The organism is Streptomyces sp. 3MP-14 (assembly GCF_006334905.2).
Classification (GTDB): Bacteria; Actinomycetota; Actinomycetes; order Streptomycetales; family Streptomycetaceae; genus Streptomyces; species Streptomyces triticirhizae.
Genome location: NZ_VDLZ02000011.1, coordinates 182,223 through 202,574, shown reverse-complemented (window position 1 = coordinate 202,574; position 20,352 = coordinate 182,223). Strand labels below are relative to the sequence as shown.

The 20,352-nt window shown below is 74.1% G+C and carries 20 protein-coding genes and 1 riboswitch; of the genes, 5 read left to right on the top strand and 15 right to left on the bottom strand.

Going from position 1 to position 20,352, the window contains the following annotated elements:
- Positions 1-117 precede the first annotated feature (117 nt).
- Positions 118-1,515 (bottom strand): D-alanyl-D-alanine carboxypeptidase/D-alanyl-D-alanine-endopeptidase, encoded by a 1,398-nt coding sequence (dacB, locus tag FH609_RS19505; protein ID WP_139669783.1) that lies wholly within the window; start codon positions 1,513-1,515, stop codon positions 118-120.
- 109 nt (positions 1,516-1,624) lie between these two features.
- On the opposite strand from dacB, the gene FH609_RS19500 reads away from it, so the two are divergent.
- Both FH609_RS19500 and FH609_RS19495 read left to right on the top strand, forming a co-directional pair.
- Positions 1,625-2,122, top strand: coding sequence for an inorganic diphosphatase (locus FH609_RS19500; protein WP_122183680.1), 498 nt, complete (start codon positions 1,625-1,627; stop codon positions 2,120-2,122).
- A gap of 88 nt (positions 2,123-2,210) precedes the next feature.
- A riboswitch (guanidine-III (ykkC-III) riboswitch) is annotated at positions 2,211-2,271 on the top strand.
- A 14-nt stretch (positions 2,272-2,285) separates the two neighbouring features.
- Entirely contained in the window at positions 2,286-2,603 is a 318-nt protein-coding gene (locus tag FH609_RS19495; RefSeq protein ID WP_139669781.1) for a DMT family transporter, read from the top strand.
- A gap of 79 nt (positions 2,604-2,682) precedes the next feature.
- Here the strand turns inward: FH609_RS19495 and FH609_RS19490 are convergent, their stop codons facing one another.
- The 8 genes from FH609_RS19490 to FH609_RS19455 all read right to left on the bottom strand — a co-directional run bounded on the left by FH609_RS19490 (position 2,683) and on the right by FH609_RS19455 (position 12,505).
- A complete protein-coding gene (locus FH609_RS19490; protein WP_226961814.1) occupies positions 2,683-4,287 on the bottom strand; it encodes a threonine/serine ThrE exporter family protein in 1,605 nt (534 codons plus the stop codon).
- Positions 4,288-4,536: 249 nt separating this feature from the next.
- Entirely contained in the window at positions 4,537-5,301 is a 765-nt protein-coding gene (locus FH609_RS19485; RefSeq protein WP_139669778.1) for a MerR family transcriptional regulator, read from the bottom strand.
- A 130-nt stretch (positions 5,302-5,431) separates the two neighbouring features.
- Complete coding sequence (locus FH609_RS19480) at positions 5,432-6,793, bottom strand: MFS transporter (RefSeq protein ID WP_139669776.1); 1,362 nt, start codon at positions 6,791-6,793, stop codon at positions 5,432-5,434.
- Between the two features lie 48 nt (positions 6,794-6,841).
- Positions 6,842-7,783, bottom strand: coding sequence for an NAD(P)-dependent oxidoreductase (locus tag FH609_RS19475; RefSeq protein ID WP_139669774.1), 942 nt, complete (start codon positions 7,781-7,783; stop codon positions 6,842-6,844).
- A 75-nt stretch (positions 7,784-7,858) separates the two neighbouring features.
- Positions 7,859-9,295, bottom strand: a complete 1,437-nt coding sequence (locus FH609_RS19470; protein WP_139669772.1) for an MFS transporter — start codon at positions 9,293-9,295, stop codon at positions 7,859-7,861.
- A gap of 72 nt (positions 9,296-9,367) precedes the next feature.
- Positions 9,368-10,378 (bottom strand): zinc-dependent alcohol dehydrogenase, encoded by a 1,011-nt coding sequence (locus FH609_RS19465; protein ID WP_139669770.1) that lies wholly within the window; start codon positions 10,376-10,378, stop codon positions 9,368-9,370.
- Between the two features lie 156 nt (positions 10,379-10,534).
- On the bottom strand, positions 10,535-11,431 hold the full coding sequence (locus tag FH609_RS19460) for an aldolase (RefSeq protein WP_193317964.1): 897 nt from the start codon (positions 11,429-11,431) through the stop codon (positions 10,535-10,537).
- A gap of 105 nt (positions 11,432-11,536) precedes the next feature.
- Positions 11,537-12,505 carry a carbohydrate kinase family protein gene (locus tag FH609_RS19455; protein WP_139669768.1) on the bottom strand — a complete coding sequence of 323 codons (969 nt, stop codon included), beginning with the start codon at positions 12,503-12,505 and terminating at the stop codon, positions 11,537-11,539.
- A gap of 217 nt (positions 12,506-12,722) precedes the next feature.
- Between FH609_RS19455 and FH609_RS19450 the strand changes: the two genes are divergently transcribed.
- A complete protein-coding gene (locus tag FH609_RS19450; protein WP_193317963.1) occupies positions 12,723-13,562 on the top strand; it encodes a DeoR/GlpR family DNA-binding transcription regulator in 840 nt (279 codons plus the stop codon).
- Between the two features lie 39 nt (positions 13,563-13,601).
- On the opposite strand, the gene FH609_RS19445 is transcribed toward FH609_RS19450, so the two are convergent.
- Positions 13,602-14,462 (bottom strand): ABC transporter permease, encoded by an 861-nt coding sequence (locus FH609_RS19445; RefSeq protein ID WP_139669764.1) that lies wholly within the window; start codon positions 14,460-14,462, stop codon positions 13,602-13,604.
- Positions 14,459-15,508, bottom strand: coding sequence for an ATP-binding cassette domain-containing protein (locus FH609_RS19440; protein WP_139669762.1), 1,050 nt, complete (start codon positions 15,506-15,508; stop codon positions 14,459-14,461). Before FH609_RS19440 ends, FH609_RS19445 begins: the two co-directional genes overlap by 4 nt.
- A 175-nt stretch (positions 15,509-15,683) precedes the next feature.
- Here FH609_RS19440 and FH609_RS19435 point away from each other — a divergent pair, with 175 nt between their 5' ends.
- Positions 15,684-16,295, top strand: a complete 612-nt coding sequence (locus tag FH609_RS19435) for a PadR family transcriptional regulator (RefSeq protein WP_139669760.1) — start codon at positions 15,684-15,686, stop codon at positions 16,293-16,295.
- A 69-nt stretch (positions 16,296-16,364) separates the two neighbouring features.
- Here FH609_RS19435 and FH609_RS19430 read toward each other — a convergent pair whose 3' ends face one another.
- Positions 16,365-17,261: a helix-turn-helix domain-containing protein gene (locus FH609_RS19430; RefSeq protein ID WP_405379040.1), complete on the bottom strand. Its 897-nt coding sequence runs from the start codon at positions 17,259-17,261 to the stop codon at positions 16,365-16,367.
- Between the two features lie 278 nt (positions 17,262-17,539).
- Between FH609_RS19430 and FH609_RS19425 the strand changes: the two genes are divergently transcribed.
- Positions 17,540-18,037, top strand: coding sequence for an ATP-binding protein (locus FH609_RS19425; RefSeq protein ID WP_139669757.1), 498 nt, complete (start codon positions 17,540-17,542; stop codon positions 18,035-18,037).
- 48 nt (positions 18,038-18,085) lie between these two features.
- Here FH609_RS19425 and FH609_RS19420 read toward each other — a convergent pair whose 3' ends face one another.
- The 3 genes from FH609_RS19420 to FH609_RS19410 all read right to left on the bottom strand — a co-directional run bounded on the left by FH609_RS19420 (position 18,086) and on the right by FH609_RS19410 (position 20,069).
- A complete protein-coding gene (locus FH609_RS19420) occupies positions 18,086-18,322 on the bottom strand; it encodes a DUF397 domain-containing protein (RefSeq protein WP_122185593.1) in 237 nt (78 codons plus the stop codon).
- 311 nt (positions 18,323-18,633) lie between these two features.
- Positions 18,634-19,815, bottom strand: coding sequence for a CobW family GTP-binding protein (locus FH609_RS19415; protein WP_139669755.1), 1,182 nt, complete (start codon positions 19,813-19,815; stop codon positions 18,634-18,636).
- The gene (locus FH609_RS19410; protein ID WP_122185595.1) at positions 19,815-20,069 is read right to left on the bottom strand and encodes a type B 50S ribosomal protein L31; all 255 of its coding nucleotides are present in this window, start codon (positions 20,067-20,069) and stop codon (positions 19,815-19,817) included. Before FH609_RS19410 ends, FH609_RS19415 begins: the two co-directional genes overlap by 1 nt.
- Positions 20,070-20,352 lie beyond the last annotated feature (283 nt).

Below are 20,352 nucleotides of genomic sequence, written 5' to 3'. Positions count from 1 at the left end.
TGCGCGTCGTCGGCGGGGCCGGGCCGCTCGCTGCGCCGGCGGCGGAGCCGCACGGCGGGCCAGCGCCGCACCGCCGGCCGGTCAGCCCCGGCGGGCCGCGCCGCCGGCGGGGGGCCGTCAGCCGGCGGAGGTCTCGGCGAGCGCGCTGGCCGCCACGTCCAGCGCCTCCTGTGCCGCCTGGGCGTCCCGGGTGTCCGCCGCCATGAAGGCGAAGGCCAGCACTCGGCCGTCGGCCGTGGTGGCGGTGCCGGCCAGGGTGTTGACGCCGGTCAGCGTCCCGGTCTTGGCGCGGATCACGCCGGCCCCGTCGGCGCCGTCGCCCTCGGCGTAGCGGTTGCTCAGGGTGCCGGTGAAGCCGGCGACCGGCAGCCCGGTCAGCGCGGGCCGCAGCTCCGGCCTGCCCGGGTCGGCCGCCGCCGCCAGCACGGCGGTCAACAGGCCGGCGGAGACCCGCCCGTCCCGGTCGAGGCCGCTGGCGTCGACGATCCGGACGGAGTCCAGCGGCGCGCCCAGCGCCTCCGCCCGGGAGGTGAGCGCGCGGGCCAGGCCGCGCGCCGTGCCCGGCTCGTCGCTGGCCAGCGCGGTGGCCCGGGCGAGCGCCTCGGCCAGGTCGTTGTCGCTGTCGGTGAGCATCCGCTCGACCAGGGAGGCGACGGGGGCGGAGCGGTGCTCGGCCAGGTCCTCGGCCGCGTCGGGCGCGGTCCGCTCCCCGACCCGCCCGTCCACCTCGATGCCGGCGGTCGCCAGCCGCTCGGCGAACGCCTCGGCCGCGTCCCTGGCCGGGTCGGTCGAGCGGTCGGCCGGCCCGTGGCTGCTGTCGTCGAGACGGCCGGCGTTCACCTGGAGCGGGACGATGGGAGCGATGTTGCTGTTGACGCCGATCGGGTGAGTCTCGGCCGGATAGGCCGAGACGTCGTAGGCCACGCGCACGGAGTCCACGCCCCGGTCCGCCAGCGCGCGGGCGGTGCGGTCGGCGAGGCCCTGGATGTCGTTCGCGGTGAGCGTGGTGTCCCCGCCGCCGACCAGGTAGACCCGCTCGCCTTCGGCGTCCACGACGGTCCTGGTGGTCAGCCGGTGGTCGGGGCCCAGGGCGTCCAACGCGGCGACGGCCGTGAGCACCTTGACGGTCGAGGCCGGGGCGCGGCCATCGGTGGCGCCCCGCTCGAAGAGGACGTCCCCCGTGGCCACGTCCACCACGGAGCCGGTGGCCTCGTCGCCGAGCGCTTCGGCCTCCAGCAGCGGGGTGAGGGTGCGGGTCAATGCCCGTGGGGACGGGGCGGCGGCGCTGCCGTCCAGCGGGCTGAGCACGGCGGGCGCCGCCGGCACGGTGCCGGCGAGCCGCTCGGCCGGGAGTTGCCCGCGCACCAGGTCGGCCGCCGTCGCCTGGTCGCGTTCGGCGGCCCGCTGCCCGCCGTCCCAGGGCCCGGTGAGCGCGACGAGTCCGGCGGCGAGCGCCAGGCCGGCGGTCGCGGAACCGACCGCCAGTCGGCCCGCGGAACGGTGGCGACGTACCATCTGAGCTGCCCATCGCACGGTACCGACCAGCCCCTTTCGCGTACCGACGGCTGCGTGAGAGACACTTAACCACCTGTCGCGTGCGTAGATCGGTTAAGGAGACCACCCAGTGGAGTTCGACGTCACCATCGAGATTCCGAAGGGATCGCGGAACAAGTACGAGGTGGACCACAAGACGGGCCGCATCCGGCTGGACCGGCACCTGTTCACCTCGACCGTCTACCCGGCCGACTACGGCTATGTCGACGGCACCCTCGGCGAGGACGGCGACCCGTTGGACGCGTTGGTGCTGCTGGACGAGCCCACCTTCCCCGGCTGTCTGATCCTGTGCCGGGCGATCGGGATGTTCCGGATGCGGGACGAGGCGGGCGGCGACGACAAGCTGCTGTGCGTGCCGGCCTCCGACCCGCGCATGGAGCACCTGCGGGACATCCACCACGTGAGCGAGTTCGACCGCCTGGAGATCCAGCACTTCTTCGAGGTGTACAAGGACCTGGAGCCCGGCAAGTCCGTCGAGGGCGCCAACTGGGTGGGCCGCGCCGAGGCCGAGGCCGAGATCGAGGCGTCGCTCAAGCGCGCCGCCGACGCGGGCGAGGGACACCACTGACGGCTCGTTGAGCTGAGGGCCGCCTCGCGCGGCCCCGGCGCGCCCGGCGCCCACTCGCCCCGGGCGCGCCGCTGTGCGAAACTCGCGGACAGAGCCCGACCGGCTCCTGGACGAGGGTGCCGTACCCAGCCATGACAAGACGGCACAGGGAGAATTCGTCGTCATGGCGTGGTTCGTTCTGGTGGTCTCCGGCGTGCTGGAGGCCGTGTGGGCAACGGCGTTGGGGAGGTCGGAGGGGTTCTCGCGCCCCTGGCCGACGGCGGTGTTCGCCGTCGCGCTGGCCTCCAGCATGGTGGGCCTGGCCTATGCGCTGCGCACCGTTCCGGTGGGCACGGGCTATGCGATCTGGGTGGCGATCGGGGCGACGTTGACCGCCGCCTATGCGATGGCCAACGGCACCGAGACGGTTACCCCGCTGCGGGTGCTGCTCCTGCTGGGCCTGGTCGGCTGCGTGGTCGGCCTGAAGCTCACCAGCCACTGACCGGCGTCGGTCCGGGGCCGGCCCTGGTCGGCCCCCCGGTTCCGGCCCGTTCCGGCCCGTTCCGGCGGGGCCGGCGGGCTCAGAAGCCCCGGGTGCGCTTGGCGCCCCGGCGGCCGATCGGCGAGGTGAGGCCCGGCGTCTTGATGAAGAGCCGGGCCATCTCGCCGCCCAGGTTCACGCCGACGGCGATGGCCAGCGCCAGGGTGACCGCGCGCAGCAGGTTCTCCAGCCCGAAGTCCACCTCGCCCTGGGCGAAGCCCAGCAGCCCCAGGTAGAACGCGCTGCCCGGCAGCAGCGGTCCGATCGCCGCCGTGACATAGGGCAGCGAGGAGGTGAACTGGTAGCGGGACTGGAGCTGCCCGAACAGGCCGACCATCCCGGCGGCGACGGCGGTCGCGGCGAACGGCGAGAGCCCGGCGATGTCGTGCATCGAGCCGTAGACCAGCCAGGCGATGCCGCCGTTGACGGTGGCCGGCAGCACCGTGGCACGTTCCTGCTGGAGCAGCACGCAGAAGGTCAGGGACAGTAGCAGCGCGGCGCCCAGCTGGATCGCCGGCCGCACCGCCCTGGTCATGACCTCCGGGTCGAGCCGCACCCCCGAGGTCTCGCCGATGTAGAGCACCGCCAGCACCCCGCAGACGATGCCCACGCTGAGGTAGATCACCTCCAGCAGGCGGGCGGAGGCGGTGAGGTAGTAGCCGGTGAGCCCGTCCTGCACGCCGGCGACCAGCGCCCGCCCCGGGATCAGCGCGAACAGCCCGCCGGTGATCATCGCGGCGGCCTGCGCCTCGCCCCGGCCCGACTCGTGGCTGGCCGCCCAGACCACCCCGACCAGCGCGGGCGCCATCGCGGCCGCGACGAACTGGTAGAACTCCGGCAGCCCGCGCCCCGCCGCCAGCCACGCCAGCCGGTCCCCGACCATGGCGCCTATCACGGCCAGCAGGAAGACCTGCCAGCCGCCGCCCACCAGCGTGCTCGCCGCGCCGGCCAACAGCCCGGCGGCGATGGTGAGTTGCCACTTGGTGTAGGGGTGCCGGTTCCGCCGCATCTGGGCCAGCCGGCCATAGGCCTCCTCCAGGCTGACCTCGCCCGAGGTGATGTCGTCCACCAGCCGGAAGACGGCGGCGAGCCGGGTGTAGTCCGTTCCCCGGCGGCGCACCGTGCGGGAGAGCGAGACGGAGGGGTCCACCAGCGACGGCTGGTGGGTGATGGAGATCAGGGTGAAGGTGACGGTGGCGTCGCACCGGTCGAGGCCGTAGGCGTGGGCGACGCCGAACATCGCGGCCTCGACGTCCTCGGCGCCCTCGCCGCCGGCGAGCAGCAGCTCGCCGATGCGCAGCGTCAGGTCGAGCACGCGGGGCACGGCCGGCGCGGCCTCGCCCTCGTCCACCACCGGCGCGCGCTCCGGCGCGGGCCGCTCGGTCACCGGCATCCGCACCATGGTCCGCATCCGGTCCTGCCACGGGGTGCCCCGGCCGAACGCCGGCACCCCCTCGGCCGGCGTGAACTCGCTGCGCGGCCGCTCCCTCGGCGGCACCGAGAGCCCCTCGGGCAGCGCGAACTCGGAACTGGGGTGGTCGCTCTCCGGCGGCGGCAGCTCCAGCCCCTCGGGAACGGCGAAACCGGAGGTCGTCTCCTGCTCCGTGGGCTCCTCGCCGGTCGCCCAGGTGCTCTCCCCGGCCACGTGTCGCTCCCGCTCCTTCGCTACGCCTATGTCCGGACATGGCCCCGCCAAGAGCCCTCCAGCGCAGCATAAGTGGATCTCGGGGCCTCCGGCGCGGCGGCACCGGTCGGCCCGGACCCGCACGGACCGTGCTGACCTGCGACAACGCCGGGCGTCCCGGCCCGGCCACCCCCGTCGGCCGGCCCGGGACGCCCGGTGATTTCCCCCACAGCGCCCCGTTCGCCGGCCGGCGGAGGCCCTGCGGCGGCGTCAGGAACGTTCGGCGCGGGCCGTGTTGGCGAGGATCGCGTCGTGGAGGAACGCCGCCAGCCCCGGCCGGACCGCGTCATAGACGCGGGTGAACCGCTCGTCCGCGACATACAGCTCGGCCAGGTTGGTGTGCATCGCGTGGGAGCAGTCGTAGTAGGTGCCGCAGATCTGCCGCCGGTGCTCCTCGGCGGCGTCCATCGCCTCCGCCGAGTCGGGCGCGACGCCCGAGGCCAGCAGCCCGGCGAGCCGCTCGTTGAGCGCGTCGGCCTCGGCCTTGATGCGCCGCCAGTCCTCCGTGGTGTAGTCGGCGACGCGCCGCTGGGAGTCCCGGTAGGCGTCGGTGTCGCCCCAGCGCCGCTCCACCTCCTCCCGGTACTGCTCGGGGTCGTGGTCCCCGAAGACCTCGAACCGTTCCTCGGGGGTGAGGTTGATTCCCATGTGCCGTGCCTCCATGGCTCGTTCGACGGCCGCGACCATCGCCCGCAGTCGCTCGATCCGGCCGGTCAGCAGCGCGTGCTGCCGGCGCAGTTCGCGACGCGGGTCCGCCTCCGGGTCGTCCAGCAGCGTCGCGATCCGCTCCAGCGGGAGGCCCAGCTCCCGGTAGAAGAGGATGCGCTGCAACCGGTCCAGGTCCCGATCCCCGTACCGCCGATGCCCGGCCGGGCTGCGCTCGCCCGGCACCAGCAGCCCGATCTCGTCGTAGTGGTGCAGCGTGCGCACCGTCACCCCGGACAGCTCGGCGACCCGGCCGACGGAGTAGCTCACGTCCGCCTCCTTCCCGTCGTCAACGGCCCCCACGGTGCAGCATCCCGCGACGTGAGGTGCAAGCCGGAACGGTCCCCGTTGGCGCGCCGGCGCGTCAGCGGGGTGCGGCGCGTCAGCGGGGTGCGGCGCGTCAGCGGGGTGCGGGGGCGGAGGTCGGCCGCCGGGCCGGCCGGGGGCTTGGCGTGGTCGGGGTCGGCGGGGTGGGGGTGATCGCGTGGACGCAGAGCCAGGAGAGGAGGGCGACGGTCGTCGTGAAGGCGGCGACCAGCCAGGGGGTGCCGCCGCCGGCGGCCAGCAGGGCGCTGGCGATCAGCGGGGTCAGCCCGCCCAGGATCGCCGAGACCTGGTAGGCCAGGGAGAGCCCGGTGTAGCGCACCCGGGTGCCGAACATCCGGGCGAACATGGTCGGTTGGACGGCGAACATCGCGGTCGGGCCCAGGTTGTAGCCGATGACCAGCGCGAACCCGATCACCAGCGCGTTGCGGGTGTCCAGCAGGAGGAAGAACGGGACGGCGAACGCGGCGGCGAAGGCCGCGCCGAAGAGGTAGACGCGGCGCTGCCCGACCCGGTCGGAGAGCCGCCCGGCCAGCGGGCAGACCAGCAGGCCGACGGCCGAGGCGATCAGCATCCCGTTGAGCGGCACCCGGTCCTCCATCGCGAGCTGGGTGCCGACGTAGGCGACGGCGAACGCGTTGACGACGTTGGAGGAGACGGTCTCGGCCAGCCGCGCGCCGAGGGCCAGCAGCAGGTTCCGCCGGTGGCGGCCGAGGAGTTCGAGCAGCGGCGGGCGTTCGGGGCGCGACGCGGCGACGGCGCGGGCGCGGCGGAAGTCGGGGGTCTCCTCGGTGTGCAGCCGGATGAACAGGCCGACGGCCAGCATCAGCGCGCTGATCAGGAACGGCACCCGCCAGCCCCACGCCAGGAACTGCTCCTCGTCCAGCAGCCAGTCGCACAGGCTGAACACCCCGGTGCCCAGCATGATCCCGGCCGAGGCGGCGGCCTGCGGCAGGCTGCCGTAGAAGCCCCGGCGCTCGGGCGGGGCGCTCTCGATGGTGAGCAGCGCCGCGCCGCCGTACTCGCCGCCCAGGCCGAAGCCCTGCACCAGCCGCAGCAGGGTCAGCAGCGCCGGCGCGAGCAGGCCGACCTGTTCGTAGGTGGGCAGCAGCCCGATCAGGAAGGTGGCCGCGCCGACCAGGAGCAGGGTCCAGATCAGGGCGGAGCGCCGGCCGACCCGGTCGCCGAGGTGTCCGAAGACCACGCCGCCCAGCGGCCGGGCGAAGAAGCCGACGCTGAACGTGGCGAACGCGGCGATGGTGCCGACGGCCGGGTCGGCCTCGGGGAAGAAGAGGTCGCCGAAGACCAGCGCGGACGCCGTTCCGTAGATGAAGAAGTCGTACCACTCCAGCAGCGCGCCGGCGAAGCTGCCCAGGACGACCCTGCGGATGCCGCCGCCGGGCGCGCGGTCCGGGTGGGCGCCGTTGCCTCGACCCATGGGGTACCTCGTGGTGGTTGTGCGGGTGCGGACGGGTGCGGGGCCGCGTCAGTCGGCGGCCGGGCCGCGCGCGGTGCGGCGCGGGTCGTAGGTCTCGACGACGGCCGCCGCGTCGCTGCGGCCGTGCCCCGCGGCGCTCGCCGCGACCAGGGCGGAGAGGCCGGCCGCCGCGACCGGGGTCGGGACCGACCAGCGGGCGGCGGCCTCGACGGCGAGCCGCACGTCCTTGGCCGCGAGGTCCACGGAGAAGCGGGCGGCCAGGTCGTCGGCCATGATCCAGGGCAGCCGCACCTGGCTCTGGAACGAGCCGGCGCCGGTCTCCTCCAGCGCGGCGGCGAACGCCTCGGGCTCGATCCCGGCGCGGCGGGCCAGCACATAGCCCTCGGCGAGGACGGCGAGGTTGGTCATGCCGACGAGGTTGGAGACCAGCTTGAAGGTGGTCGCGGCCTCGACGTCGCCCAGCGGGTGGACGGAGGAGGCGAGGCGGTCCAGCAGTGGGCGGACGCGTTCGACGGTCGCCGGGTCGCCGCCGACGAACGCGGGGATGTCCCCGTTCTCGGCGTGCCCCGGCGTGCGCCCCAGGGTGCAGGCGAGGAACGAAGCGCCCCGCGCTTCGATCCGGTCGGCGACGCGGCGGGAGGTGGCGGGGTCGATGGTGGAGAGGTCGACGGCGACGGCGTCGGGCGCGAGGTGGGGGAGGTTCTCCTCCCAGAAGGCGGCGACCAGTTCGGGCGTGGGCAGCGAGGTGAAGACGACGTCCGAGCCGCCCACCGCGTCCGCCGCGCTGTCGGCGGCCTCGGCGCCGGCGGCGACGCAGGCGGCGACGGCCCCGGCGGACAGGTCGAAGACGCGCACCCGGTGCCCGCCGGCGGCGAGGCGGCGACAGACCGCGCCGCCCATGGCGCCGGCGCCGACGAAGCCGACGACGGGGCCATCGGAGGACCACCGGGATGCCTGGGATGACTGGGGTGCCTGGGATATCGGGGACATGGGGGATCTCCTCGGAGCGGATGACCGGTTAAGGGTAGGAAACGGATGTTCGATGCGGTATCCCGGCAAGAGGGTTCAGACGGTGACGCGTTCCACAGCGGTGATCCGCCGCAGCACGTCCGCGTCCTCGTCGTCCACCGGCTGCCCGACGGGCTCCCAACGGATCAACAGGCAGGTCAGCAGGCCGATCCCGGGCACCAGGGCCAGCCAGAAGAAGGCCTCGGTGCCGAGCCCGTCCCAGAGCATGGGCCAGAGCACCAGCCCGGCGATGGCGCCGGTGCGCATGATCGCCCGGGCGAAGCCGACGCCGGCCGGCCGGATGCTGGGCGGGTAGGAGAGGGTGGCGATGGTCATGCCGAGCCCGCCGGGCCCCGCCGCGTGGCCGAAGATGATCAGCCCGAGCAGGAACAGCGCCAGCCACGGGGCGCCCGAGCCCAGCGCGCCCAGCACCAGCAGGCAGACCGCCACCACGGCGAACCCGGCCATGGACAGCCGCCGGGCGCCGAACCGCCGCACCCACAGCGAGCCGAGCAGCCCGCCGGTGATGCCGAAGGCGGCGTTGACCAGCGCGGAGCCGCCGAGGCTGCCGGCCAGCCCGCCGCTGAGCACCCCGCCCAGCGTGACGGGGAGATAGATGCCGACCGCGTTGTACTGCCAGGCCTGCATGGTCGCGACGACGCAGCCGAGCACGGTGCGGCGCCGGTAGGTGCGGTCGAACATGACCCGGTAGGCGCCGCGCACCTTCGGCGCCTGCCCGCCGGGCGCCGCGCCCTCGGCGTCGGGCGCGACGGTGGCGTGCACGCCGTAGCGGTCGCGCAGGATGCGCACGGTCTCGTCCCAGCGCTGGCGGCGCGCCGCCCACAGCGCGGACTCGCCGATCAGGAACCAGCGCCCCACCATCACCAGCACGGCGAGGCCGGCGCCCACGAAGATCCCGTACCGCCACAGGTCGGACTCGACGGTGGTGAGCTGGTTGAGCGGCAGCAGCACCAGGTAGACGACGGTGGTGGAGATGTACCAGCCCATCTGCCAGAGGTTGACCGAGCGGCCCGAGCTCGAGCTGCGGGAGCCGGACAGCTCGACGACCGCCGAGGTGGCCAGCGGGAAGTCGATGCCCAGGCCGACGCCCATCACCACCCGGCAGAGCAGCACGATCCAGATGTTGGGGGCGAACGCCACGGCCGCCGCCGCGAACGCGCACAGGCCCATGCCGAGCACGAACGCCCGCCGCTGCCCGAGGCGTTCGATCAGCGGCCTGGCTATCAGCCCACCGACCAGGGCGGCGACCAGCACGGTGGCGTTGACGGCGGCCGCCGCGCCCTTGCTGATGTCGTACTCGTCGGCGATATAGGAGTTGCCGAAGCCGACCATGGCGGCCTGGTAGGCGTCGATCATCACGCCGCCGAGGGCGACCAGCGCGATGCCGGGGCCGCCGCGTCGCGCGGGGTGGGCGTTGACGAGGTCGACGACGTCCTGCGGGCGGCGGATGACCGCCGGGGGTGAGGTGCTCATGTGCGATCCACGATTGCGTTCAGGCGGGGGGCGTCAGGGCGGGGGGCTTCGGGGTGCGTCGGCACGGGGCGGTCAGTCGGCGAGGCGCACGAGGACCTTGATGGAGTCGGGGGCCTCGGCCCGCCGGTAGGCGGCCTCTGCGTCCCGCAGCGGGAACGTGTCGGTGATCAGGTCCTCGGTGTCGAACCGGCCGTCGGCCAGCCAGCCGATCGCGGTGTCGAAGTCGGCCGGGACATACATGGCGGAGCCGACCAGGTCGCGCTCGAAGCGCTGCATCGACGGCAGCGGCACCTCGCGTGGCCCGTTGGGCACGCCCATCACCACGACCCGGCCGCCGGGCACCACCCGGGCGGTGGCCTCGGCGAGCGTGGGCTGGGCGGCGACGACGTCGATCACTCCGGTGAACGCGGCGCCGTCCGGCAGTTCGCCGGGCGCGACGGCGGCGTCGGCGCCGAGCCGGCGGGCCAGCGCCCGCTTGGCCGGGTCGGGCTCCTGGACGGTGATCCGGCCGGCGCCGGCGACGCGCAGCGCCCGCACGATGGTCAGGCCGATGGTGCCGGCGCCGATCACCAGCAGCTCCTCGCGGTCGGCGGGGTCCGGAATCCGGCTGAGGCAGTGCACCGCGCAGGCCAGCGGCTCGGCGAAAGCGAGCCGGTCCAACGGCAGGTCGGCGGGCGCCACATGGACGTTGGCCGCCGGCACCACATGGCTGGTCCGGCCGAAGCCGGGGGCGCGGAAGCCGGCGACGTTCGGCGGCTCGCAGAGGTTGGGCCGCCCGGCCCGGCAGGCGCGGCAGGTGCCGCAGGCCATGATCGGGTCGATCACGGCCCGGTCGCCGACGGCGACGCCGGCGACGTCGGGCGCGGTCTCGGTGACGACGGCCGACAGCTCGTGCCCGGGCACCAGCGGCGGCCGGGCGAACGGGTGCCCGCCGTGCAGCACATGCAGGTCGCTGCCGCAGATGCCGAGGTAGTGGGGGGCGATCCGGACGTGGCCCGGGGGCAGCTGGGCCGCCGGCTCGTCGACGGTCTCGGTCGTCACCCGGCCGGGCGCGGTGAACAGAACGCGGGAGTGGGTGGTCATCGTGCGGAACCTCCGGACGGGCGGACGACGGGCGGGCTGACGGCGGGCTGACGGGCGACGGGCGGGCGGCTGACCGGGGCGGTCCACAGGGGCGGGCCCCGGGTGGCGGCGGGGCCCGGTCGGGGGTGGGCCCCGGGCCGCCCCGGCGGGCCGGGGTCAGCGGCCGGCGACCGCCTCGTCGACGATCTCGCCGAGGCGGCGCAGCCGGGGCACGGAGACGTCGCGCAGCACGGCCTCGGTCTCGCGGGCGCCGATGACGGACTGCCAGACGGCGCGGCCGGCGAGGAAGCCGGCGGCGCCGGCCCGGCAGGCGATCCGGACGGCGTTGCCGAACAGGTCGGCCTCGACACCGGAGGAGAGGATCACCCAGGGCATGGCCACGGCGTCGTCGATGGCGCGGCAGGCGTCGAGCAGGGTGGCGTTGTCGGCCCTGCCGCCGTGCGGCATCTCGCCCTTGTAGAGGTCGGCGCCGCTGTCGCCCAGCTCCCGCGCCGCCGCGACGATCGCCGCCTCGCGGTCGAACTCCCAGCCGCGACGCGGCGGTCGCACCACCGGCTCGATGATGCTGACCAGGCCGGCGGCGCGGCAGCGCGCGACGAAGTCGGCGACCATCGCGCGGCGCACCGCCGGGTCCTCGTCCTGCCGCCAGAGCACCAGCAGCTTGAGGGCGACGGCGCCCTGGGCCCTGGCCCGGAACGGGTCCACGCCCTCGTCGATCTCCACGGCGTCCACCGGGATGCCGTTGCCCGGCAGGAAGTGGTCGGCGGCCACGATCAGGCCGCAGCCGGGGTGCACGGCCCCGGCGTCGAGGACCGCGTCGAGGGCGAACTGCCGGTCGACCAGCACGGCGGAGGCGTGGGGCGTGAGCACCTGGGTGGCCTTCACCTTGAAGTCGGTGAGCACCCGGTCGGCGACGGGCGCGCCGCCGGCGGCCGCGAACATCAGGCGCATCGCCTCGCGCTGGTCCACGGCCAGCATCGCGAAGCCGCCCGAGGGGCGGGCGATGTCCGCGAGCGTGGCGGCGCTCGCTGTGGTGGCGGTCGTTGCGGTCATCGGTCTCGTAACTCCTCTTCGGGGGCTGCTGGTTGGGCCTGGAGGCGGGGCCGGGCGCCGGGCTTCCCGGCGCCCGGCCGTTCGGGGTTGGGTGGCCGTTCGGGGTCAGCCGCCGCCCGTTCCGGCGTCGCCCGCTCCGGCGTCGGACAGGAACGCGCTCAGCTCGGCCAGGTCGGGGACGGCGCTCCGCCCGTCGAGGGCGCGGCAGGACAGCGCGGCGGTGGCGTTGGCGTGCCGCAGCGCCTCGGGCCAGTCCCGGCCGAGGCAGCGGGCGGCGAGCAGCGCGCCGTGGAAGACATCGCCGGCGCCGAGCGTGGAGACGATCTCCACGCCCCGGGCGGCCGGCGCCGCCGCGTGGCCGCCGTCGGGCCACCAGGCCGCGCTGCCGTCGCCACCGCTGGTGGCGACGACGGCGCCGGCGCCCTCGGCGAGGGCGCGGCGCGCGCAGTCGGGAACGGCGCCCGGCGCGTCGGGGGCCGCGCCGTAGCGGGCGGTCAACGAGGCGGCGGTCGGCACATAGAGGTCGACCAGGCCTAGCCGCCCGTCCAGCCCCGGCACCTCGTTGCCGGCGTCGAGCGCGAGGCGGGGTCGTGGGTGGCCGGCGGCGGCGAGCCGTTCCACCAGCTCGGCGACGGGCGCGAAGCCGAGGTGGTCGGTGTGCGCCCAGTCGGCGCCGGCGACCAGTTCGGCGGCGCGGCCGGCGAGCGGCGGCAGCGGCGGCACGCCTCGGGTGGCGATGCAGCGGGTCGCGGTCCCGGCGGCGGCCAGCACCACGGAGGACTGGGTGGGCGTGGCCGGGTCGCGCAGCACGCCCGTCACGTCCACGCCCTCGGCGGCGAGCAGCGCCAGCGCCTGTTCGCCCTCGGGGTCGGTGCCGACCCGGCCGACGAACGACACCGGGACGCCCTGCCGCGCCATGACCACGGCGGCGGTGGCGGCCGGTCCGCCGCCGCTGATCGCCACCCGGTCGGCGACGACCCGCTCGTCGGGCCCTGGATGCCGGTCGACCAGCGCCAACGCGTCGAGGGTCACCACCCCGACGCACACCACCACGGGGGGTTTGGGGCCGGACATGCGCTACCTCACCGTCACGGAGAAATGTTCTACAAGCGACAACACCTTGACGCTAATACCAACAAGATGTCAAGTATCTAACAACATTCCAGAGCGGAGGCCCTGCCAACCGGCCGCGAGCAGGGCCAACACCGCCCCTGGGAGGGCGAACTAAGATTTGTTAGGTTTGTTGCAACCCGGCCCGCACAAGGTAGTCCCCGAGGTAGACGAGGTAGCCGTGCCACAAGACCCGCTGAAGTACCGGGCGGCTCCCGCTCGCCGCGAGGAGATCCTGGAGGCGCTGCGCAGGACCGGCTTCGTCTCCATCGGGGAGTTGGCGGCCCGGCTCGGCGTCTCCGAGATGACCGCGCGCCGCGACATCCGTCGGCTCGCCGCCGACGGGGAGGTGGTCGCCGTGCGCGGCGGCGTCGTGCTGCCGGCCGGGCCCAGGGACCGTTCCGATCCGGGCTTCGACAGCCGGTTCGCCGCCGACGTCGAGGAGAAGCGCACGGTCGGCGGGCTCGCCGCCGCGCAGGTCACCGACGACGACGTGATCGCGATCGACGCCGGCACCACCGCGTTCCAGCTGGCCGCCGCGCTGCCGACCGCGTTCCACGGCACGGTCGTCACCCACTCGGTGCCGGTGATCGACCTGCTGATGGACCGCCCCGCCGCCCGGGGCATCGCGCTGGGCGGCGACCTCTACGCGCCCAGCCGCGCGCTGGTGGGCTCGCTCACCGTGGACATGGCGAGGCGGCTGAAGGTGCGCACCTGCTTCCTGGGCGCGGCCGGCGTGGACGAACGCGGGGTCTACGCGGCGGCCGACGTCGAGCGGCAGGTGAAGGAGACCCTGATGGACATAGCGGAACGGGTCGTCCTGCTCGTCGGGGCGCGGAAGTTCTCGGCGACGGCGCCGGTGCGGCTGTGCGGCTGGGACCGGCTGGACGCCGTGGTCGCGGATGCCGGGCCGCCGCCGGCGATCCGGGCCGCGCTCGACGCGCACGACGTCCGGCTGCACCTGCCGGACGTCCCGGTCCCAAGCGTCCCGAGCGCTCAGAACGTCCCGATGGACGGCTGAGCGTCGCGCCCGCCCGGTGCCCGGCGGGCGCGACGCGTCTCAGGCGCCGAGGCGGGAGAAGCGGCGCAGCGCGAGGGGAACGAAGACGGCGAGCATCGCCAACGGCCAGAGCACGGCGAGCGGTTCGGGGTGCTGGGCGGCCCAGGAGTCGCCGGGCCAGGCCGGGTTGCCGAACAGCTCGCGCACCGCGCCGGCGGTGGCCGAGATGGGGTTCCAGTCGGCGAGGGTCCCGATCCAGCCGGGCATGGTGTCGGGTGAGACGAAGACGCTGGAGAGGAAGGACAGCGGCCACACCAGGATCTGCACGGTCTGCACCATCTCGGGGCGGCCGGCGACCAGCGCCAGCCAGACGCCGAGCCAGAGCATCGCGAACCGCAGCAGCAGCAACAGCCCCAGCGCGGCCAGCAGTTCCGTCACCCCGGCGTGCCAGCGCCAGCCGATCGCCCAGCCGGCGCCGATCAACACCGCAAGGCCGATGGTCGAGTTGAGCAGATCCAACAGGGTTCTGCCGACCAGAACCGAGCTGGGAGCGATCGGCATCGAACGGAAACGGTCGAGGATGCCCCGGTTGATGTCGCTGGTCAGCTCGACCATGGTGGCCTCCATGCCGAAGGCCATGGTCAGCACGAGCATCCCCGGCACCAGGAAGTCGACGTAGTCGCCGCCGCCCCCGACGACCATGCCGCCGCCGAGGAAGTAGGCGAACATGATCAGCATCATCACCGAGAACGCCAGGTTGGCCAGTATCTGACCCGGCTGACGCGCCCAGTGCGCGATCCCGCGCCGGACCATGGTCGCCGAGTCGCCGGCCAGCCGTCGCGCCCGCCCCGGCTGGTGGGGGGTGAACGTCCCGGTGTCGGGCGGGAGTTCGTCGAGGGTCGGGGTCGTGGTCGCGGTCATGCGGTCGCCTCCTGGGGGTTGGGGGCCGCCGTGGGCTGGCCGGTGAGCGTGAGGAAGACCTCGTCCAGGGTGGGGCGGCGCAGCGCGATGTCCTCCGCCTCGACCCCGGCCTCGGCGAACGCCGCGACCACCGCCGTCAGCGCCCGCATCCGGTCGTCCACGCCCACGCTGAGCTGCCGGCGGTCGGCGTCGACCGCGATCGCGTCGCCCCCGGAGACGATCCGTTCCTCGGCGAACCGCCGGGCCAGCAGCGCGCGGGCGGCCGGCAGCGCGCCGCCGTCCCTGAGCACGACGTCGATCCGGTCGCCGCCGATCCGGCTCTTGAGCTGGTCGGCGGTGCCCTCGGCGATCCGCCGCCCGCCGTCGATCACCGTGATCAGGTCGGCCAGTTGGTCCGCCTCCTCCAGGTACTGCGTGGTGAGCAGCACGGTCGTGCCGCCCCCGGCCAGGGAGCGGACCGCCTCCCACACCTCGGCCCGGCCGCGCGGGTCGAGCCCGGTGGTCGGCTCGTCGAGGAAGAGCACCTCGGGCCGGGTGATCAGGCTGGCCGCCAGGTCCAGCCGGCGGCGCATCCCGCCGCTGTAGTGACGGATCGCGCGCCGCCCGGTGTCCGCGAGGTCGAAGCGCGCCAACAGCTCGTCGGCCCGCGCGGCGGCGGCCCGCCCGCCCAGGTGGTAGAGCCGGCCGAACAGCTCCAGGTTCTGTCGGCCGCTCAACTCCTCGTCCACGGCCGCGTGTTGGCCGAGCAGCCCGATGCGGTAACGGACCTGGTCCGGCTCCCGCACCACGTCGAAGCCGGCCACCTCGGCCCGGCCGCCGGTCGGCCGCAGCAGCGTGGTGAGCACCCGGACGGCCGTGCTCTTGCCGGCGCCGTTGGGGCCGAGCACCGCGTGCACGCTGCCGCGCGCCACGGTGAGGTCGAGCCCGTCGAGCGCGTTCCTCGCCTCCGCTCCCCTGCCGAACGTCCTGGTGAGCCCGCTCACCCGGATCACGGCCTCGGCCGCCCGCCCGGACGTCGGGGAATGGGTTCGGTCCTGTGCGGACACGGCACCCCGCCCTTCCTTTAGTCATTAGTCAAATTTGATGAGTCGAGTCGCCGAGAGTAGGAGACCCCCCGCCATTAGTCAAGCTTGACTAATGGGAACGGTGCCGACCGGATGGCAGACTGGCCCCGCTGTCAAGGGGCTTCGGGAAGACGATCGGGAAGAGGGGCACCACGGGATGTCGGTGATGCGGCTGCTGGTCCTGGGCGCGGTTCGCCAGCACGGGCGGGCGCACGGCTACCAGGTGCGCAACGACCTGGAGTTCTGGGGCGCCCACGAGTGGTCCACGGCCAAGCCCGGCTCGATCTACCACGCGCTCAAGCAACTCGCCAAGGAGGGCCTGCTGTTGGCGCACGAGGTGGCGCCCAGCACCGCCGGCGGGCCGCCGCGCGTCGAGTACGAGCTGACGGAGGCGGGCGAGGAGTCGTTCTTCACGCTGCTCAGGGCGGCGCTGCGGGCCCACGACGAGCGGATCGACGTGCTCACCAGCGCCGTCGGCTTCATCGTTGACCTGCCGAGGGCCGAGGCGATCTCGCTGCTGAAGGAGCGGGTCGCGGCCCTGGAGTCCTGGGCGGCGGAGGTGCGCACGCACTGGACCCCGGACAGCCCGCCCGCCGAGTGGGGGCACATCGGGGAGATCATGCGGCTGTGGACCCACCAGGCGGAGAGCGACGCCGGCTGGACGCGGGGGCTGATCGAGCGCCTGGAGAACGGCGCCTATGTGATGGCGGGCGAGGGCGAACGCGAGGTCACGGTGCTGCCCGAGGGAATGGGCAACCCCTTCTCCTGAGCCGGCCGTTGGGCCGGGGCGGGGCCGGCCGTCTGGCCCGGAGGCCGACCCGAGGGGGCCGCGCCGGGCTCAGAGCCGGCGGCGCAGCTCGGCGAGGAGGTCCCGGGTCGCGGACTCGTCCAGCGCGGCCTCGGCGAGCCGGTCCAGCACCACCTGGTACGCGGCGACCTCGTCGGCCTTGTCCAGATAGAGGGCGCCGGTCAGCTGCTCCAGATAGACCAGGTCCGACAGCTCCTGCTCGGCGAAGCGCAGCAGCGTGAAGGCACCGGATTCAGCCACATGACCCCCGTGTTGGAAGGGGACCACCTGGAGGGTGATGTTGGGAAAATCACTGAACTCCAGGAGCGCGGTGAGCTGTTCGCTCATCGCGCCCCGCCCGCCGTAGGGCCGGCGGAGCGCCGCCTCGTCGAGCACGCAGTGCAGATGGGGCGCCCGCTCGGAGACCAGCAGCTTCTGGCGGGCCAGCCGCAGCGCCACCCGGCGGTCCACCTCGGTGCGCGGCAGCTCGCCCCGGTGGCCGCTGACCATCACCGCGTGCGAGTAGGACTCGGTCTGCAACAGGCCGTGGACGAACTGGAGTTCGTAGGTGCCGATGCGCTCGGCCGCCGCTTCGAGCCCGACATAGGTCTGGAACCAGCTGGGCAGCACGTCGTTGTAGCTGTGCCACCAGCCGGCGCGGCTGGACGTGCGGGCCAGCGAGAGCAGCGGCTCGCGCTCGCTCTCGTCGGTGACGCCGTAGAGGGTCAGCAGGTCGGCGACGTCGCGGGGCTTGAAGCTGACGCGGCCCAGCTCCATGCGGCTGATCTTGGACTCCGAGGCGCGGATCGAGTATCCGGCCTGCTCCCGGGTGACGCCGCAGGACTCCCGCAGCCTGCGGAGCTGGGAACCGAGCAGGATGCGGCGCACCATCGAGCCGCTGGCCTCGGGACCGCCGGTCTTGGTGGTCGGTCCCGCCATCCTCTGCATACTCATGCGCTGCACCCTCCCTTTTCGCCAGGGTGCAGTCTGCCATCCCCAGGTGCCTTTTAGTGCCTGTCCGGTTACAGTCCATCAAAATTGCCCGTGCACGTGCATCTGCCCTTGCATTTGCCGTGAGCCTTGGGAAGCATGAGTCCTGCGAGCTGTTAAGCAGCGCGCCAGCATGGCCTGCCGCCCCCCGGGGGTGCCGGTGGGACGGGGGTTGTCACGATGACCGGCCCTCGGCTGGAGCAGTGCCGCCACCGCTATGCCAGGAGCGCCGACTCATGGGGACCGAGGCAACGCCCTTGCTTGAGGAGTTAGGGCATCCGTTCCTGCCCGTCGACCCGGGGAGCGTGTCGGGGGCGGCGGCGATCGGCCTGGTTCCCAGGCCCGAATCCGTGCGTCAGGCGCGGGACTTCACCCGGCGCACCCTGCACTCCTGGCGGCTCGGCGAGCAGTTCGACGCGGTCGCGCTCGTCGTCTCCGAGCTGGTCACCAACGCGCTGCGGCACGGCCTGGGGCGGCGCACCCTCGACTGGGGGCACGGCACCGGGCCGATGCGGGCGGATCTGGAACTCGAACTCATGCTCAGCACCTCGCGGTTGGTCTGCGCGGTGCGCGACCCGAGCGAGCTGGAGCCCCGCCCGGCGCGGGCGGACAGCGCCGCGGAGTCGGGTCGCGGGCTCCAGTTGGTGGAGTCCTTCAGCGATGACTGGGGTTGGCGCCGACTGAGCGGGAAGGGTCGCGGGAAGATCGTCTGGGCCATCTTCCTGACCGACTGAACCGACTGACGTCGGTACGACCACCCATCCCCGAAATCTCGGGGCCCGTCAGCCGATCAGATGGTCGAACTCGCCGTCCTTGACGCCCCGGAGCAGCGCCTCCACCTCCGCCGGCGTGTAGACGAGCGCAGGCCCCTCCGGGAAGCGGGAGTTCCGCACCGCCACGTCCCCACTGGGCAGCCGGGCGAACTCGGCGCAGGTGCCCTGGGAGTTGCTGTGGCTGCTCTTCATCCACGTCACGCCCCGTAGCGCGTTGGCGGCCATGCCGTTGTACGCCTCTGGCATCGGTCTCTCCCCGGATCGTGCGAGTGGTGCTCGGGCGGTGCTCCCATGCCCCGGGGTTGTCCCTCGACGAGGGCCCCGAGGCCACCCCCCGGAGAGCCAACCGCCTTGGATCATAACGCCGTTCACTTGCATATGCACGGGACAATGCACGTGCACGACCCGGGGTCGTCGGGCGGTCACGGATGGTCCAGACCGTTACGGAGGGTGTCGGTACGAAGCTCCGTCGGATGTTCGACGCAGCGGAGCCGAACCCGGTTGCTCCTCGGCTGCCCCCGATGCGCCCCGACAAGTCCCTTCAAAGGGAACGAAGTTCAGGAGACGGGGTCCAGCAACTCGTCGAAGGCCGAGCCGAGCCGCAGCCAGGCGGACCGGCCGGCCGCGTACTCCGCGTCATTGAGGAGGCAGGAACCGAGCAGCCAACGGATCTTGTCGGCCTTGAGCCCGGGCCCGGTGAAGACCAGGTGCTGCCCCCGGTCCCCGACCTCGCCGTCCCAGTCCAGGGACGCGGCGAACCGCCACTCCGGCGGGAGTTGGTCCCAGTCCCGCCGCGCGAGCGCGGCCAGCCAGGGGCCAACGTTGTCCACCACCAGGGAGCCGCCGGCGGCGTCCCAGCCCAGCAGCGTGTCCGGCCGGTCGGCCAGCCAGAACCGTCCGCGGCTGCGTGGCGCCAACGCCGTCAGCCGGGGCAGCGCGGCATAGAGCCGCTCCGGGTGGAACGGCCGCCGCTGCCGCCAGACCATGGTGCGCACCCCGTGCTCGTCCGCGAGTTGGGGCAGCAGCGCGCTGCCCGGGTGCTGCCGCGCTGCCAGCGCCGCCACGTCGACGCCGCCCGAGCCGTCCGGCCGGGCCGAGCCGCGCACGGCGGCCGGCGGGAAGGCCGGGTCCCTGACGTCGACCCAGCGGGCGGTCGGGTGCAGCTGCCGCAGCAGCGCCCGGTCGGCCTCGGTGACCCGCCGCGAGGGAGCGCCCAGCGCGAGCAGCGGCGCGTACTCCACCTGACGCGCCCAGGTCTCGGCGACCGTGCGGGCGTCGTCCTCGCCGGTGGCCAGGCCGACGGCCGCCAACTCCTCGCCCGAGGCGAGGCTGGCGCGCACCAGCGCCGGGTCGACGGCGGTGACCACGCCGGTCAGCCGCAGCCGGCCGGCGCCGTGCTCGGCCAGCACCTCGGCCATGGCCTGGGGCTCGACGGAGTCCCAGAGTTCGACGACGGCCAGCCGGCAGGTGCCGGCCTCGGCGAGCCGCACCAGCGCCGGCACCAGGTCGTCGCGGAGCGCGCAGCAGGCGCAGTCGTTGGGCAGCGGGACCTGTCCGCTGCCCAACGGCCCGCCGGCGTCCGAGACCACCCGGGTCACCAGGGAACGGTGGGCGTGCGACAGGTCGTGGTGCAGGGCCAGGCCGCCGGGCACGGCGGCCAGCAGGGTGCGCACCGCCGCTCGGCGCGCTTCGGCGTGCAGCCCGCCGACCAGCACGACGGGCAGGGCTGGCAGCGGCATCAGCGCTCCTCACGCCGGCCGTAGCGCCGCTCGAAGCGCTCCACGCGCCCGGCGGTGTCGAGCACCCTGGCGGTCCCCGTGTAGAACGGGTGGCTCGCCGACGAGGTCTCGACGTCGACCACCGGGTAGGTGTTGCCGTCCTCCCACTCGATGGTCCGGTCGCTGGTCGCGGTCGACCGGGTCAGAAAGGCGTAGCCGGCCGAGCGGTCCCGGAAGACGACCGGCCGGTAGGTGGGGTGGGTGTCGGACTTCATCGCGGCTCTCCTTCGCTCGCTCGGTGCCCACGCGGGTCCGCGACCGGCGCGGACTGCTCGCCGAGTACCCCGAGCCGGCCGAGGGTCTCCCCGAACCGGGACCTGGATCGCCCGGATCGTTCGCGACAGCGCGCCGGCGGCCCGGGCAACGGTGCCACCGGCCACACTCTCACGAAACGGGAACCGTTTTCATCGATGTCGGGCCCGGCTCCCTCGACGGAGACCTCGTCGGGCACGCGTGCGAAACCTCCCGCATCGCCCGGGAGTTGTCCGAAACGCGTCC